We start from the raw sequence: 15,849 nt of genomic DNA on the forward strand, positions 1-15,849 counted from the left end.
AACATGGCATTCCCGTTCTTGGGCACAGCCCTTGCTAAAGACCCTTCAGTAGTTCGCATCTGCCAACCAAGAAAACTCATAAGTTCATGGAGATCGCACAATGAAGCGTCGCAGTTTGATCAAGGCTTTCACACTATCGGCAAGCATTGCCGCCATGGGTATGACCTGGACTGTCCAGGCCGCCGAGACCATCAAGGTCGGGATTCTGCATTCGTTGTCCGGGACCATGGCGATCTCCGAAACCTCGCTCAAAGACATGGCGCTGATGACCATCGACGAAATCAACGCCAAGGGCGGGGTCAACGGCAAGATGCTCGAACCGGTGGTGGTCGACCCGGCGTCAAACTGGCCACTGTTCGCGGAAAAGGGCCGGCAGTTGCTGACCCAGGACAAGGTCGCGGTGGTGTTCGGCTGCTGGACCTCGGTGTCGCGTAAATCGGTATTGCCGGTGTTCGAAGAGCTCAACGGCCTGCTGTTCTACCCGGTGCAGTACGAAGGCGAAGAGATGTCGCCGAACGTCTTCTACACCGGTGCCGCGCCGAACCAGCAGGCAATCCCGGCAGTGGAATACCTGATGAGCGAAGAAGGCGGCAGCGCCAAGCGCTACTTCCTGCTCGGCACCGACTACGTCTACCCGCGCACCACCAACAAGATCCTGCGCTCGTTCCTGCACTCCAAAGGTGTGGCCGACAAGGACATCGAAGAGGTCTACACGCCGTTCGGTCACAGCGACTATCAAACCATCGTCGCCAACATCAAAAAGTTCTCGGCCGGTGGCAAGACGGCGGTCATCTCCACGGTCAACGGCGACTCCAACGTGCCGTTCTATAAAGAACTGGCCAACCAGGGCCTGAAAGCCACCGACGTTCCGGTCGTGGCCTTCTCGGTGGGCGAAGAAGAACTGCGCGGCATCGACACCAAACCGCTGGTGGGCAACCTCGCCGCGTGGAACTACTTCGAATCGGTGGAGAATCCGGTGAACCAGAAGTTCGTCGCCGACTGGAAAGCCTACGCCAAGAAACACAACCTGCCGGGCGCGGATAAAGCCGTGACCAACGACCCGATGGAAGCCACCTATGTCGGCATCCACATGTGGGCGCAGGCGGCGGAGAAAGCCAAGTCCACCGATGTCGACAAGGTCCGCGAAGCCCTGGCCGGCCAGACCTTCGCCGCGCCATCGGGCTACACCCTGACCATGGACAAGACCAACCACCACCTGCACAAGCCGGTGATGATCGGCGAGATCCAGGCCAACGGTCAGTTCAACGTGGTCTGGCAGACCGAAGGCCCGATCCGCGCCCAGCCGTGGAGCCCGTTCATACCGGGTAACGACAAGAAGCCGGAGTATGCGGTGAAGAGCAACTGAGCCACTGGATGCCAGGCCTGACTATCAGGCCCGACACAACTCCTGTGGGAGCGAGCTTGCTCGCGATTACGGTTTATCAATCAACATCAATGTTGCCTGACCCACCGCTATCGCGAGCAAGCTCGCTCCCACATTGTCCGCGCAAGGCCAATGACATGCCCACTGCCCTTTACCGCTTCATCCTCGCCATCGCACTGCTGTTGCCGATGGCCGCCCATGCCGGGGACGCCGAAGACTTTGTCGCGGCCAATCCGGTTCAGCAAGCCAAGCTGTTGGAAACCTGGGCTGCGCAGCCCAATCCGGCTCGCATCGAACTGATCAATGCCTTGCAGCAAGGCCAATTGACCGTCGACGGCGAAGCCAAGACCCTGCGCCTGAACAATCGCCTGCGGGGCTTGATCGACACCGCGCTGGCCAGCCACCAACTGCTCGCCGCTGACGCCAAAGTGCGTTTGAGTGCCGCACAACAACTGCAAAAAAACGCCAAACCTGCGCAGCTTGCATTCCTCGACCAGCAACTGGCGGGCGAAAAAGACCCCAGCGTTCACGCCGCCCTGAGCCTGGCGCTGGCCAATCTGCAACTGGTCGACAACGACCCGACAGTGCGCCTGGCGGCCGTGCGCTTGCTCGGTGAAACCGGTGATCCGCTGGCCCGTACCCGTCTCGAAGGTTTGCTCCAACCCGGCGTCGAAGCCGATGTCTCGGTGCACACGGCTGCCGAAACCAGTCTGGCCCAGGTCAAACGCAAGCTGCTGGTCGGTGAGCTCCTCGGTCAGGCCTTCAGTGGCATGTCGCTGGGTTCGATCCTGCTGTTGGCGGCCCTCGGTCTGGCGATCACCTTCGGCCTGCTCGGGGTGATCAACATGGCCCACGGCGAGATGCTGATGCTCGGCGCCTACTCCACGTACGTGGTGCAGTTGCTGTTCCAGCGCTTCGCCCCGCAAGCCATCGAGTTCTATCCGCTGATCGCTTTGCCGGTGGCGTTTTTTGTCACCGCCGGCGTCGGTATGGCGCTGGAGCGCACGGTGATTCGCCACCTCTACGGCCGACCGCTGGAAACCCTGCTCGCCACCTGGGGCATCAGCCTGATGCTGATACAACTGGTGCGTTTGTTGTTCGGTGCGCAGAACGTCGAAGTGGCGAACCCGGCCTGGCTTTCAGGCGGGATTCAGGTACTGCCTAATCTGGTGCTGCCATACAACCGCATCGTGATCATCGCGTTCGCGCTGTTTGTGGTGGTGCTGACGTGGCTGCTGCTGAACAAGACCCGCCTCGGTTTGAACGTGCGCGCGGTCACCCAGAATCGCAACATGGCCGCCTGCTGCGGCGTACCCACCGGACGTGTCGACATGCTCGCTTTCGGTCTCGGTTCGGGCATCGCCGGGCTTGGTGGCGTGGCCCTGAGTCAGGTCGGCAACGTCGGCCCGGATCTCGGTCAGAGCTACATCATCGACTCGTTCCTGGTGGTAGTGCTCGGCGGCGTTGGTCAGTTGGCCGGCAGTGTGCTCGCCGCGTTCGGTCTGGGGATCGCCAACAAGATTCTTGAACCACAAATCGGCGCCGTACTCGGCAAGATCCTGATCCTCGCGCTGATCATTCTGTTCATTCAGAAACGCCCGCAAGGACTCTTCGCACTCAAAGGACGGGTAATCGACTGATGAACCAGCCCCTGATGCTCACGGCCACGCAAAAGGCCGGCCCCAAAGTCACGATAGTGTTGGGTGCAGTGATTCTCGCCTTACTGCTGACGCTGCCGCTGCTTTCGCTGTTGTCGCCGGACAATGCGCTACACGTTTCCGCCTATACACTGACGCTGGTGGGCAAGATCCTCTGCTACGCCATCGTCGCCCTGGCGCTGGACCTGGTCTGGGGTTACGCCGGTTTGCTGTCCCTGGGTCATGGCCTGTTCTTCGCCCTCGGTGGCTATGCCATGGGCATGTACCTGATGCGCCAGGCGTCGGGCGATGGCCTGCCGGCGTTCATGACCTTCCTCTCGTGGACCGAACTGCCGTGGTACTGGACCGGCACCAGCAGCTTTATCTGGGCGATGTGCCTGGTGGTGCTGGCGCCGGGTTTGCTGGCGCTGGTGTTCGGTTTCTTCGCCTTCCGCTCGCGGATCAAGGGCGTGTACTTCTCGATCATGACCCAGGCCCTGACCTTCGCCGGGATGCTGCTGTTTTTCCGCAACGAAACCGGGTTTGGCGGCAACAACGGCTTCACCAATTTCCGCACGATCCTCGGCTTCGGCATCACTGAACCGGGCACACGCGCGGTGCTGTTCGTCGCCACCGTGCTGCTGTTGGTCGTCAGCCTGTTCATCGGCTGGCGTCTGGCACAAAGCAAGTTCGGCCGGGTATTGACCGCCCTGCGTGATGCGGAAAACCGCCTGATGTTCTGCGGCTACGACCCACGCGGTTTCAAGCTGTTTGTCTGGGTTTTGAGCGCGGTGTTGTGCGGCCTCGCCGGTGCGCTTTACGTGCCGCAAGTGGGGATCATCAACCCCAGCGAAATGTCGCCGACCAACTCCATCGAAGCCGCCGTGTGGGTCGCGCTCGGCGGGCGCGGCACGTTGATCGGGCCGCTGCTCGGCGCGGGTGTGGTGAATGGCATGAAGAGCTGGTTCACCGTGGCCTTTCCCGAATACTGGCTGTTCTTCCTCGGCGCGCTGTTCATCGTCGTGACCCTGTACCTGCCCAAAGGTGTGATCGGTTTGCTGAAGAAAAGGAGCGAGCAATGAGGCTTATAGAAATGAGAGCAGCACCTACAGCCGAATTCATGCTCGAACCAGTCTTTTTTCCACCGGAGCCCAACAAGGACGCCGGTAGCAGCCGCGACGCCATCGGCCTCGGCCAACGTGTCGAAAAAGGCCTGAACACCCTCCACGGCACCATCCTCACCCTTGAGGACATCAGCGTCAGCTTCGATGGTTTCAAGGCACTGAACGATTTGAACCTGTACATCGGTGTCGGCGAACTGCGCTGCATCATCGGCCCCAACGGCGCCGGCAAAACCACGCTGATGGATGTGATCACCGGCAAGACCCGGCCCAGTCACGGCAACGCCTGGTTCGGTGAAACCCTGGACCTGACACGGATGAGTGAAGTGCAGATCGCCCAGGCAGGGATCGGCCGCAAGTTCCAGAAGCCAACCGTGTTCGAAGCCTTGAGCGTGTTTGAAAACCTCGAGCTGGCGCAGAAAACCGACAAGTCGGTGTGGGCCAGCCTGCGGGCTCGCCTGAGTGGCGAACAGAAAGATCGCATCTGCGAGGTGCTGGAGACCATTCGCCTGACTACCTCGGTCAATCGCCCGGCCGGTCTGCTGTCGCACGGGCAGAAGCAGTTTCTGGAAATCGGCATGTTGCTGATGCAAGACCCGCAACTGCTGTTGCTCGATGAACCGGTAGCGGGCATGACCGACGCCGAAACCGAATTCACCGCCGAGTTGTTCAAGAACCTGGCCGGCAAGCATTCGCTGATGGTGGTGGAGCACGACATGGGCTTCGTCGGATCGATTGCCGACCACGTCACGGTGCTGCACCAGGGCAGCGTGCTGGCCGAAGGGTCGCTGGCGCAGGTGCAGGATAACGAGCGGGTGATCGAGGTGTATCTCGGCCGCTGAGTTCTATGAGCATCGCTTTTATGTGGGAGCGAGCTTGCTCGCGATGACGGCCTCATATCCAGCATCAATGTCGACAGATGCACCGCTATCGCGAGCAAGCTCGCTCCCACATGAACCACAAGGAATTTGAACATGCTGCAAGTCGACAAGCTGCACCAGTATTACGGCGGTAGCCACATCCTGCGGGGCCTGAGCTTTGAGGTGAAGGTCGGTGAAGTCACCTGCCTGCTCGGACGCAACGGCGTCGGCAAGACCACCTTGCTCAAATGCCTGATGGGGCTGTTGCCAGCCAAGGAAGGCGCGGTGAATTGGGAAGGTAAACCGATCACCTCGTTCAAGCCGCATCAACGGGTTCACGCCGGCATCGCTTACGTGCCGCAAGGCCGGGAGATTTTCGGGCGGCTGACGGTGGAAGAAAACCTGCTGATGGGCCTGTCGCGCTTCCCGGGTTCCGAGGCTAAAGAGGTCCCCGCATTCATCTACGAGCTGTTCCCGGTCTTGCTGCAAATGAAGCAACGCCGCGGTGGCGACTTGTCGGGCGGCCAGCAACAACAATTGGCCATCGGTCGCGCACTGGCCAGTCGGCCACGCTTGCTGATCCTCGACGAGCCCACCGAAGGCATTCAGCCGTCGGTGATCAAGGAGATTGGCGCGGTGATCAAAAAGCTCGCCGCACGGGGCGACATGGCGATCCTGCTGGTCGAGCAGTTCTACGACTTCGCCGCCGAGCTGGCCGATCAGTACCTGGTGATGTCCCGGGGCGAGATCGTCCAGCAAGGCCGCGGAGAAAATATGGAAGCCGAGGGTGTGCGCGGACTGGTTACGATCTAGTCTGTAGCGTCCTGACGATAAATAAAATATATGACTGTCCTTGCGCCCATTTCAATCACTGAAGCACTGTTCACGCCCAGTTGGCACGCCGAGCTAGAGCTCGGTTACGCCCGCTTCGGCGACAGCACGCGCCCGATCCAGCGCCGCCACCAAGGCCCGCTGCGGGTGCAAAAACACCTGTACGCCGAAGGCCCCGAGGTGTGCCAGCACATCATCGTCCACCCACCCGGCGGCATTGCCGGTGGTGATCGGCTGGACATCGCCGCCAGTGTCGGTGCCAACGCCTGGGCGCAGCTGACCAGCCCCGGTGCCGCAAAGTGGTATCGCGCCGCCGGGCCGGCCTATCAACGGCTCGACTTGAACGTCGCCGCCGGTGCCACGCTAGAGTGGCTGCCGCAAGAAACCATCGTGTTCAGCGCCGCCCAGGCTGAGCTCAGCACTTCGATTGAACTGCAAGGTGACGCGCGGTTGTTTTACTGGGACGTGGTGGCGCTGGGTCGCCCGGCCAGCGGAGAACGTTTCGAGCGCGGGCACTTTCAGTCACAGCTGGAAATCCGCCGCGACGGCCAGTTGCTCTGGCACGAACGCCAGCGCATTGTCGGGGACGACGGTTTGCTTGATTCGCCAATAGGGCTGGATGGCCAGCCGGTGTTTGCGACGTTGCTGGTGACGGGGGAAATTGACAGCGAACTACTGGAGGCGTGCCGCTCGTTGCCCAACCCGGTACGCGGTGACCTGACTCAGTTACCAGGGCTGCTTGTCGCTCGCTGCCTGGCCAGTGAAGCATTACTGGCACGAGGCTGGCTGATTGATTTGTGGAAGTTGCTGCGCCCGGCGCTGCTCGGCCGTCAGGCTGTGCCGCCAAGAATATGGAGCACCTGATGTGTGCTTCTTGTGGGAGCGAGCTTGCTCGCGATGGCGATCGTACAGTCAACATTTTTGCTGAATGTGATGGCCTCATCGCGAGCAAGCTCGCTCCCACAGGGTACCCATTCACAGATTCAACACCTTTTTATCTGCCCTGATGGATTTCTACGATGGACCTGACCCCACGCGAAAAAGACAAGCTGCTGATCTTCACCGCCGGCCTGGTCGCCGAGCGGCGTTTGGCCCGTGGCGTGAAACTCAATTACCCGGAAGCCATGGCCTACATCTCCGCGGCGCTGCTTGAAGGCGCGCGCGACGGCCAGACGGTCGCCGAACTGATGCACTACGGCACCACCCTGCTGAACCGCGAGCAAGTGATGGAAGGCATCCCGGAAATGATCCCGGAGATCCAGGTCGAGGCGACCTTTCCCGACGGCACCAAACTGGTCACCGTCCACCAACCCATCGTTTGAGACTGCGCCATGACTTATCACATTCGTGATGCCGTGCACGCCGACCTGCCGGCGATCCGCGACATCTACAACGACGCGGTCCTCAATACGACCGCGATCTGGAACGAACAGGCCGTGGACCTCGCCAACCGCCAGGCCTGGTTCAGCACCCGGCAATCCCAGGGCTACCCTGTTCTGGTGATTGTCGACGCCGACAACAGCGTGCTCGGTTATGCCTCGTTCGGCGACTGGCGGCCGTTCGACGGTTTCCGCCACACCGTCGAACATTCGGTGTACGTGCGCAGCGATCAGCGCGGCAATGGCCTCGGCCCACAGCTGATGGACGTGTTGATCGAACGCGCCAGGGACTGCAATAAACACGTGATGGTCGCCGCCATCGAAAGCGGTAACGCCGCCTCGATTCGCCTGCACGAACGGGTTGGTTTCACCACCACCGGGCACATGCCGCAAGTCGGTACCAAGTTCGGCCGTTGGCTCGACCTGACCTTCATGCAGCTGATCCTCAATCCGGGCGCGGAGCCGCCCGTCGCCAACAAGGAGTGATACGTCATGAACACTGCCCAACTGCGACGCGTGAACACCGAAAGCTTTGCGCACTACCGTCAGGGCTTGATCGATTTGCTGTTTGACGCCGTGCAGCACGGCGCCTCGATCGGCTTCATGGCCGACCTTGATGATGCCCAGGCCCGCGCCTACATCAACAGTGTCCAGGCCGGACTCGATGATGGCAGTCTGTTGCTGTGGGTAGTGGTTCACGATGAAAAGGTCCTGGCCAGCGTGCAACTGGCCCTGTGCCAGAAAGCCAACGGCCGCAATCGCGCCGAAGTGCAAAAGCTGCAGGTGCGCCATGACACGCGGCGACGCGGCCTGGCTCAACAACTGATGAATGCTGTGGAGCTTGCCGCGCGCCAGCACAAACGTGGCCTGCTGTACCTCGACACTGAAGCCGGCTCTGCGGCCGAAGCGTTCTATCAGTCCTTGGGTTATACCCGTGTCGGTGAGTTGCCCAACTACTGCCAAAGCCCGGACGGTCGCTACACCCCGACCGCCATCTACTACAAGACCCTGGGACAACCCGAATGATTCCTGGCGAATATCAGATCAAGCAAGGCGACATCGAGCTCAACGCCGGCCGTCGCACCCTGAGCCTGACCGTGGCCAACAGCGGCGACCGGCCGATTCAGGTCGGTTCGCACTACCACTTTTTCGAAACCAACGACGCCCTGACGTTCGACCGTGCCGCCAGCCGTGGCATGCGCCTGAACATCCCGGCCGGCACCGCCGTGCGCTTCGAACCGGGGCAGAGCCGCGAGGTCGAGCTGGTGGACCTGGCCGGGCATCGCCGGGTGTTCGGGTTTGCCGGCAGGATCATGGGCGACCTCTAAATCGTGCAGCGTCTCTACCGGCCTCATCGCGAGCAAGCTCGCTCCCACATAGGTACGCGGTCGAATGTGGGAGCGAGCTTGCTCGCGATAAGCGAGCTATGCGAGCGGTCCAAAACACAATTGAATCCCAAGGCATGCGCATGAAAATCTCAAGACAAGCCTACGCCGACATGTTCGGCCCCACCGTTGGCGACAAGGTCCGCCTGGCCGACACCGAGCTGTGGATCGAAGTCGAAAAAGACTTCACCACCTACGGTGAAGAAGTGAAGTTCGGCGGCGGCAAAGTGATCCGCGATGGCCAGGGTCAGAGCCAGTTACTGGCGGCGGAAGTGGTCGACACGCTGATCACCAACGCGCTGATCATCGACCATTGGGGCATCGTCAAAGCCGACGTCGGCCTCAAGGATGGGCGCATTGCGGCGATCGGCAAGGCCGGCAACCCGGACGTCCAGCCGAACGTGACCATCGCGGTCGGCGCCAGTACCGAAGTGATCGCCGGCGAAGGCATGATCCTTACGGCGGGTGGCGTCGACACGCACATCCACTTCATCTGCCCGCAGCAGATCGAAGAAGCATTGATGAGCGGTGTCACCACCATGATCGGCGGCGGTACGGGACCGGCGACGGGCACCAACGCCACCACCTGCACCTCCGGCCCTTGGCACCTGGCGCGCATGCTGCAAGCGGCGGATGCCTTCCCGATGAACATCGGCCTCACCGGCAAAGGCAACGCCAGCCTGCCGGAGCCGCTGATCGAGCAGGTCAAGGCCGGTGCTATCGGCCTCAAGCTGCACGAGGACTGGGGCACCACGCCAGCGAGCATCGACAACTGCCTGAACGTCGCCGACCAGTTCGATGTACAGGTGGCGATCCACACCGACACCCTCAACGAATCGGGTTTCGTTGAAACCACCCTCGCCGCTTTCAAGGGTCGGACCATCCACACCTACCACACCGAAGGGGCCGGTGGCGGCCACGCGCCGGACATCATCAAGGCCTGCGGTTTCGCCAATGTGCTGCCGAGCTCGACCAACCCGACCCGGCCGTTCACCCGCAACACCATCGACGAACACCTCGATATGCTGATGGTCTGCCATCACCTCGACCCAAGCATTGCCGAAGACGTGGCCTTCGCCGAAAGCCGTATCCGCCGCGAGACGATTGCGGCCGAAGACATCCTTCACGACCTCGGCGCGTTCTCGATGATCAGCTCCGACAGCCAGGCCATGGGCCGCGTCGGTGAAGTCATCACCCGCACCTGGCAGACTGCCGACAAGATGAAGAAGCAGCGTGGCGCACTGGCAGGTGACGGCGAGGGCAACGACAACTTCCGGGTCAAACGCTACATCGCCAAGTACACCATCAACCCGGCGATCACTCACGGCATCAGCCATGAAGTGGGCTCGATCGAAGTGGGTAAATGGGCTGATCTGGTGCTCTGGCGTCCGGCGTTTTTCGGGGTCAAACCGACGCTGATTCTCAAGGGCGGCGCGATTGCGGCCAGTCTGATGGGTGACGCAAACGCCTCGATCCCGACGCCGCAACCGGTGCACTACCGCCCGATGTTCGCCAGTTACGGTGGCTCGCTGCACGCCACCAGCCTGACATTCATCAGCCAGGCGGCGCAGGATGCGGGCCTTCCCGAAGCACTGGGGCTGAAAAAGAAAATCGCCGTGGTCAAAGGTTGCCGCGAGGTGCAGAAAACCGACCTGATCCACAACGACTATCTGCCTAACATCGATGTCGATCCGCAGACCTATCAGGTCAAGGCCGACGGCGTGCTGCTGTGGTGCGAGCCGGCGGATGTGCTGCCGATGGCACAGCGGTATTTTCTGTTCTGAGTCCGCACGCCAGGCAAAAAAAACGATGCGAAGGTTTCAGGCCTTCGCATCGGTTTAAGCATCACTCAGCGATCAGTTAACCGGTGCCACCGTAAAAGGTATTTCAACCCTCTGCAGTCTGGCCCGATCCATGGCTTGCTGGGTCAGGTCCTTGAGCAAAGTGTTTCTCTCGGTCTTGATCTCCTCGAGCTCAGCTGCATATTCCTCGCTTGTCACCAGTTGACCTGGTGCGATGTCGATTTCCGACTTACCCAGCTCAGCGGCCAGCACTCTGATCTGCTCTCTCAAACGGTCTCTCGCCTCATGTGACAAACCCGAGCCTGCCGCTCGTTCCTCCAGGGCCTCCTTGAACTCGGTAATCGCGACCTCTTTGCGATTGATGCGTCTGAAACGTGCGCCGTTCGAACGCTCTACATAGGACTTCCAGAAGGGCTCTTCGGCAATCGAATCACGCAGATAATGCCCCTCCTCCAGCCCCTGTATCCGCTGGTAGGCATCCTCGATCATCTCGGGAGTGACGCCTGCGATGTTGCGAAACTGCATGCCGCGTGCCTGCCAAGGCAGGTCAAGCCGCTCCGCCAGATCCGTCATGAAGGCCAGGTGAACCTCAACCACATCAATCGTGCCCGTCACATTACCTGCGGCATCGACCACCCGAAAGCGCTCCCCTGCCGCCAAGCGTTTAGCGATATGACGCTCGGCGATCCTCTCAATCTCATCCAGGCGCGTCTTGCCTTTGGCCAGGCTGACCAACTCGGCCTCAATCAAAGCAGGGTTGGCCAACCCATACGCCTCGTGAATCAGAATCTTTATACCCATGACGTTGAACAGTTGCGTCGCGCCATCGACGCATTGAGTGCGTTCGATCGCCTCGTTAAATAGCGTGATGCGCAGTTTCGAGTCTTCTGCCATGGCCTCCAGCATTCGCCAGACCTTCGCGGTCAGTTCTTCTCGGTAAACACCGCCTGCCCTGAAATCCGCAGACTGGGTCAACCGCCGAATCTCATTGAAGAAGGATTCGGAGTTGAACTCATCTTCGATCGCGTCCCAGATTTCCTGCCGGGCCTGCCAGTCTTTCTCGGTCATGCCTTCGGCCCATGCAGTGCTGTCCATTGTGCTTCTGGGCGGGTACGGTCGCTCGGGGTCCATACCGACCGACTCGATATACGACCTGAGCGTGTCCAGGTTTTGCGCCGATATCCATTGCGGCTCACGACTCAACAGGGTCCGCGCCAACAATTCAGCACGAAACGAACCGGGGGCAACTTCCGGGATGCGACTGATCGGGTTGTTGCGAAGGTCCAGGTAAATGTTGCGTGGACGCGCCTGGCCAAACAGACCTGTAGGCCAACTGTCGATTCCGGTCTCAGCCAGAATCAATACCTGTAACGCCGGCATCTGGCTGATGTCAGGCAGTAACCTCAACGGATTTCCTCTTAACCCCAAGGACTTGAGGCGGGTCAGGGCCCTCAAGTGCGCTACCGCCTGTTGAGTCAGCTCGATTCTGTTCTCGTTCAAAACCAGCTGTTCGAGGTAACGCATATCGCCGATGACCGGCGGAAGGCGATTCAGCAGGTTCTGTCCAAGATCCAGATAACGCAGTCGGCGAAACGTCTCGAGAAACGGCGCATGACTGCTGAGCATGTTGCAATTGCGCAGGCTCAGACTGGTGACGTGATCGAAGTTGGCTTCCAGCTTCGGCATATTCGCCAAGTGATTCATGGGCAGACCATCGAGCTTGAGCATCTGCGGGCTGACGATGCCGGGAACGTCCACTCCGGCAGGGCCGGTCCGTTGCCAGCACTGCCTGATCGCCCTGTAGAACAGCTCTTTGGATCGCAACTCCAGCATGCCCGCCGGGCTTAACCGGTGAGCAAGTGAGGACGAATCCATCCAGACCCTGAACTTGTAGTTCAGCGCGTTGAACTCCTCCTCCAGCGCACTCACTCGCTGATCGGCCGACGCCCCGAAGTCGTCCAGCATCGTACTGACCTGCTCTTCGGTAAACGCCGGATACAGGGAACTCACCCGGGTCTGCAACATCGACCTGTCGCCGAGTTGCCGGTAACCCTCCATCCCGCCGCGAAGACGCATGGTCTGCGGGTCGTAGGCCGGTTTGCGGATAGGGTACTCGGCCAGAACCGACTCGAAACGCTCGTGGTTCACGGGTGAACGTTGTATGGCCTGCCTGAGCCGTTCGCCCTCGTAAATGTCATACCCCAGAGCTTTTCGCTCGTTATCCGGCAAGGAATGCAATATCGACGCATAAAAATCATCAGCGCCATGCAGATGCTGACCCTGCTCGTCTCGCGCCTGATATCGACCCTCTCCATCGAATATCAGTACTTTGCGTACCGGCGCATCCTCAGGGCCGATGCTCGCATGCATCTCGCCGCTGAACGAAAACGCACGGATTTCGATGCGCACATTGGGCGACCAGCCTGGCAGGGTCGCCAAAGACGCCAGCTCAAGCCTGAGGGTGTCGCCGTTTTCCAGCGGCTTAAGGTAGAGCCCCTCATAAGCCCGACTCAATCGCACACGAGCTTGCGCGCTTCGCACTTGTTCACGCAGGCGCAACGGAAGGCGCTTCTTCTCTGACAAGTACCGCAGATCTTCAGCTTCTGCATCGAGTAGCAGCTCGTCGGCAACAGCACTCGGCAGCTGTGGAGATTCATTGAATAACAGCGCGGTCCTGGGATCGCCGGACACATCGCGTTGTCGGTAGAGAGCCTCGAACAAGCGTTTTTGATGCATCTCGGCCTGACTGGTCAGCTGGTTTTGCAATACCTCGATACGCGCTTGCCGGTCACTGGAGACGCCATCGCCGAGGAGTTCATGAATTTCCCGTTCACTGAAATTCTCGATGACTCGTTGTGGCAGTTGACCGGTTCGAAGCTGAGCGCGGGTAAGCTTGATGTTGCCGGAACTCTTCGCATCGATGTTGCCGTAAATGACGGGTTTACCCGTCAACCCAGGACCTTCGAACAGCTCCACAGCTCTGGACTGGGGCCAATTGGACAACTCGGTCATGAAGGCCGGAATAAAGCCCTCCAGCTCTTCGGGAGCCCGGTTGGCGAGTATCTGCCGGCTGAACTCGCCGGCATCGGCCCAGGCCTTGAAACGCTTGAAGGTGTCGACCAGCATCGCCGGAGGGGATTCGTGCTCGACATGCAGCCTGCGCAATGCATTTTCCGGCACGCCGCTAACAGTCAGCATTTGCTCGAGGGCTTCATCGGACCACGCATCCGCCGATGCCCCTAACCGGCGTAACAGCCGGATCTTGTCCCATTCAAGCGGCTGGTCGAGTTCGGTCTTCCAGCTCCCGGCGCCGTTATGCTCCAGGACAGGCTGATAGGCCCTTGGCCGGGTGGGATGCTTGAGACGGTGCTGTCCGGTCTCGGAATCCTGCGTGACCACATAGTGTTTGTCATCGAGACGCAGGACTTCCTGTCCTTCATGTGAATAAAGCCCCAGATCGCTTGCCTGCGTGTTTTCGGGCAACGCGATCGAGTGCTCGTAAGACGTCAGATCGGGATTCCAGAGACGCTCCTTGCCATTGACTTCTATGGGTTTCAGGTTATCGACGAAAGGCGAGACCTTGATCGGCGTAAGCGTCCCTCGGGGCAAAACGTGTCCAGCCCCCATCAAGGCCAACTGGGCAAAGTTGATCAGGACCCCGTTCAAGTGCGCCGCGGCCTCCTCCTTGTCGCCCTTGCTCCAGTCCTCAATGCCCTCCAGCAGTTCGGCGGCCATCTGCGCCACCATCAAGCCCAGCACGGCTTCGCCCAGCCCCGGCACCAACATCGCGCCAACGTTGAAAATGTTCCAGCCAATATCCAGATAACTGGTCAGACGCTTCCAGCGAGTCGTTGCATCTTCATCAGCGGTGGGCACCGCGATGGCCCGCGAATCGCTAATGGCCTTGTCACGTTTTTCACGGTAAAGGCCTTGCCACAGATCACCCGAGATCAGATTGGTGATGGGCTCGGCGTTGGGATTCTCGACTGCGCTCTCCCGCCACCATGGCCCCATGTCCAGTGGCTCGCGCTGCTGCCAGGTGATCCGCGTCAGACGCTCGTTGACCCGTGCGAAAAATCTTCCCTTATCTTTTTGCGCCACAAAGCGGCTGAAAAACTCCTGATAGTCCGACTGTCGTAACTGGCTGATCAGCTCTTTCATGAAATCCGCCAACGAGTCGTACTCTTTGAGCGGGTGCAACGGGTCATCCGGGATATAGGCAATCAAGGGGCCGCTCAAATGGCTTTGCTTATAGATGCCGTCCCGGCGCAGCATCTCTTCACTGACGCCGCTCGGGCCATTGGCAAAAAACGACTGCAACAGTTTGAACTTCTCGTACGGGTTACCCGACAACGCGGGCACACGTTGCGACCATGTGGTCCAGAACTTGAGCGCATCCGGTGTCAGCTCATCAATCGCTGCCTCAATCTTTGACGGCTCGCTCAGGACACTGAACAACACGATGCCGCGCAGCCTGAACCCCATCAGCGACAGCCGATGACTGTGCAACGGGCGATCATGAAACCTGATCTCGCCTTTGTTATTGCCTATTCCCCGGAGTATTCCGTACGCATACGAGCTGATGTCTTTTTTCAAATAGGCGATCAGTGCGTCCAGCTTGAACGTCGCTTTTTCGCTGGCGACTGCCGTCTGCTCCAGCGCTTGCCTTGCGCTTGGATCGGCAGGCAAAAGTATGCTTTTTATATGAGTCTGATACTGCGCACCAATGTCCAGCCGACGACACAGCGTGGCTATTTTACTGATGCTCATTACCGGTACGAGACTAAGTTCTCCTCTGGCGTTTTTCCGATACACGCCTGAGCCGCTGCCAAAATAATCGGCAGCGGTTTCAGGCTCTTCAAAGTTATGCAGCGCAGCGTCCAATAGCGAGGATTCACGCAAGCGGCTGGCGCCACTATTGATACCGAAGATGATCGTGTCCGGAATGTACAATTTCAGCGTCAGCGTGCTGACGTCTTCGTGGCTGTTGAAGTTCGAGCTGATTAACGATGAGAACAACTGTTTGGCAAACGCTTGTATGTCCTGTTGCAGGTTTTCCAGAGGGCCGTCCACTTGCCTCTGCAATCGCCAACGCTCATCAAACAACTCCTTGAGATACTGCCGTTGGATCTCGGAAGCGTTCAGATACCATTCCGGCATTTTTGTTACACTTGACTCAGCCAATAATGACAGTCGAGCCGGCGGTGCATCTTTAATGGCGGCCGGCAGCGCTTTAATAATAGTTTCATAATGAACACCTTTATTTTCCCGCAACGAGCCAGCTCTTCCTTCTACACGTTCGGACCGGTTCAACTCAGACATAATGCAATAACCAAAGATAACAGTAGGAACCGCCAGCTTAAGCAAAAGCCCGCCCAACAAAAAAACTAAAAACCTGCTCAGCAGCTTCTGAAAAAGACCTTAACCATTCGAATATTAAAGAGCCAAAA

At 59.4% G+C, this 15,849-nt stretch carries 12 protein-coding genes; 11 read left to right on the forward strand and 1 reads right to left on the reverse strand.

Annotated elements, in window-relative coordinates; all coding sequences use genetic code 11:
* The first annotated feature begins 100 nt into the window (after positions 1 to 100).
* The 11 genes from urtA to ureC all read left to right on the forward strand — a co-directional run bounded on the left by urtA (position 101) and on the right by ureC (position 10,381).
* Entirely contained in the window at positions 101 to 1,366 is a 1,266-nt protein-coding gene (gene urtA / locus AC1DIG_RS19780; protein ID WP_477768657.1) for an urea ABC transporter substrate-binding protein, read from the forward strand.
* A gap of 155 nt (positions 1,367 to 1,521) precedes the next feature.
* Complete coding sequence (gene urtB / locus AC1DIG_RS19785; protein ID WP_477768658.1) at positions 1,522 to 3,024, forward strand: urea ABC transporter permease subunit UrtB; 1,503 nt, start codon at positions 1,522 to 1,524, stop codon at positions 3,022 to 3,024.
* A complete protein-coding gene (urtC, locus tag AC1DIG_RS19790) occupies positions 3,024 to 4,103 on the forward strand; it encodes an urea ABC transporter permease subunit UrtC (RefSeq protein WP_477768659.1) in 1,080 nt (359 codons plus the stop codon). Before urtB ends, urtC begins: the two co-directional genes overlap by 1 nt.
* Positions 4,104 to 4,114: 11 nt before the next feature.
* Complete coding sequence (gene urtD, locus AC1DIG_RS19795; protein ID WP_477768702.1) at positions 4,115 to 4,984, forward strand: urea ABC transporter ATP-binding protein UrtD; 870 nt, start codon at positions 4,115 to 4,117, stop codon at positions 4,982 to 4,984.
* Positions 4,985 to 5,116: 132 nt separating this feature from the next.
* Positions 5,117 to 5,815 carry an urea ABC transporter ATP-binding subunit UrtE gene (urtE, locus tag AC1DIG_RS19800; RefSeq protein ID WP_477768660.1) on the forward strand — a complete coding sequence of 233 codons (699 nt, stop codon included), beginning with the start codon at positions 5,117 to 5,119 and terminating at the stop codon, positions 5,813 to 5,815.
* A gap of 30 nt (positions 5,816 to 5,845) precedes the next feature.
* Complete coding sequence (locus tag AC1DIG_RS19805; protein WP_477768661.1) at positions 5,846 to 6,697, forward strand: urease accessory protein UreD; 852 nt, start codon at positions 5,846 to 5,848, stop codon at positions 6,695 to 6,697.
* A gap of 155 nt (positions 6,698 to 6,852) precedes the next feature.
* Positions 6,853 to 7,155, forward strand: coding sequence for an urease subunit gamma (gene ureA, locus AC1DIG_RS19810; RefSeq protein WP_019693787.1), 303 nt, complete (start codon positions 6,853 to 6,855; stop codon positions 7,153 to 7,155).
* 9 nt (positions 7,156 to 7,164) lie between these two features.
* Positions 7,165 to 7,698: an N-acetyltransferase family protein gene (locus tag AC1DIG_RS19815; RefSeq protein ID WP_477768662.1), complete on the forward strand. Its 534-nt coding sequence runs from the start codon at positions 7,165 to 7,167 to the stop codon at positions 7,696 to 7,698.
* Between the two features lie 6 nt (positions 7,699 to 7,704).
* Complete coding sequence (locus AC1DIG_RS19820; RefSeq protein ID WP_477768663.1) at positions 7,705 to 8,238, forward strand: GNAT family N-acetyltransferase; 534 nt, start codon at positions 7,705 to 7,707, stop codon at positions 8,236 to 8,238.
* A complete protein-coding gene (locus AC1DIG_RS19825) occupies positions 8,235 to 8,540 on the forward strand; it encodes an urease subunit beta (RefSeq protein WP_429539031.1) in 306 nt (101 codons plus the stop codon). Before AC1DIG_RS19820 ends, AC1DIG_RS19825 begins: the two co-directional genes overlap by 4 nt.
* Positions 8,541 to 8,680: 140 nt before the next feature.
* Positions 8,681 to 10,381 (forward strand): urease subunit alpha, encoded by a 1,701-nt coding sequence (gene ureC / locus AC1DIG_RS19830; protein WP_477768664.1) that lies wholly within the window; start codon positions 8,681 to 8,683, stop codon positions 10,379 to 10,381.
* Between the two features lie 72 nt (positions 10,382 to 10,453).
* Here the strand turns inward: ureC and AC1DIG_RS19835 are convergent, their stop codons facing one another.
* Positions 10,454 to 15,721: an NEL-type E3 ubiquitin ligase domain-containing protein gene (locus tag AC1DIG_RS19835; protein WP_477768665.1), complete on the reverse strand. Its 5,268-nt coding sequence runs from the start codon at positions 15,719 to 15,721 to the stop codon at positions 10,454 to 10,456.
* Between the last annotated feature and the right edge of the window lie 128 nt (positions 15,722 to 15,849).

This window comes from Pseudomonas sp. 05N431, from assembly GCF_056397005.1.

What these genes read in the sequence shown, in the direction of transcription:
- urtA (WP_477768657.1), top strand. Translation starts at nt 101, where the DNA reads ATGAAGCGTCGCAGTTTGATCAAGGCTTTCACACTATCGGCAAGCATT.
- urtB (WP_477768658.1), top strand. Translation starts at nt 1,522, where the DNA reads ATGCCCACTGCCCTTTACCGCTTCATCCTCGCCATCGCACTGCTGTTG.
- urtC (WP_477768659.1), top strand. Translation starts at nt 3,024, where the DNA reads ATGAACCAGCCCCTGATGCTCACGGCCACGCAAAAGGCCGGCCCCAAA.
- urtD (WP_477768702.1), top strand. Translation starts at nt 4,115, where the DNA reads ATGAGAGCAGCACCTACAGCCGAATTCATGCTCGAACCAGTCTTTTTT.
- urtE (WP_477768660.1), top strand. Translation starts at nt 5,117, where the DNA reads ATGCTGCAAGTCGACAAGCTGCACCAGTATTACGGCGGTAGCCACATC.
- AC1DIG_RS19805 (WP_477768661.1), top strand. Translation starts at nt 5,846, where the DNA reads ATGACTGTCCTTGCGCCCATTTCAATCACTGAAGCACTGTTCACGCCC.
- ureA (WP_019693787.1), top strand. Translation starts at nt 6,853, where the DNA reads ATGGACCTGACCCCACGCGAAAAAGACAAGCTGCTGATCTTCACCGCC.
- AC1DIG_RS19815 (WP_477768662.1), top strand. Translation starts at nt 7,165, where the DNA reads ATGACTTATCACATTCGTGATGCCGTGCACGCCGACCTGCCGGCGATC.
- AC1DIG_RS19820 (WP_477768663.1), top strand. Translation starts at nt 7,705, where the DNA reads ATGAACACTGCCCAACTGCGACGCGTGAACACCGAAAGCTTTGCGCAC.
- AC1DIG_RS19825 (WP_429539031.1), top strand. Translation starts at nt 8,235, where the DNA reads ATGATTCCTGGCGAATATCAGATCAAGCAAGGCGACATCGAGCTCAAC.
- ureC (WP_477768664.1), top strand. Translation starts at nt 8,681, where the DNA reads ATGAAAATCTCAAGACAAGCCTACGCCGACATGTTCGGCCCCACCGTT.
- AC1DIG_RS19835 (WP_477768665.1), bottom strand. Translation starts at nt 15,721, where the DNA reads ATGTCTGAGTTGAACCGGTCCGAACGTGTAGAAGGAAGAGCTGGCTCG.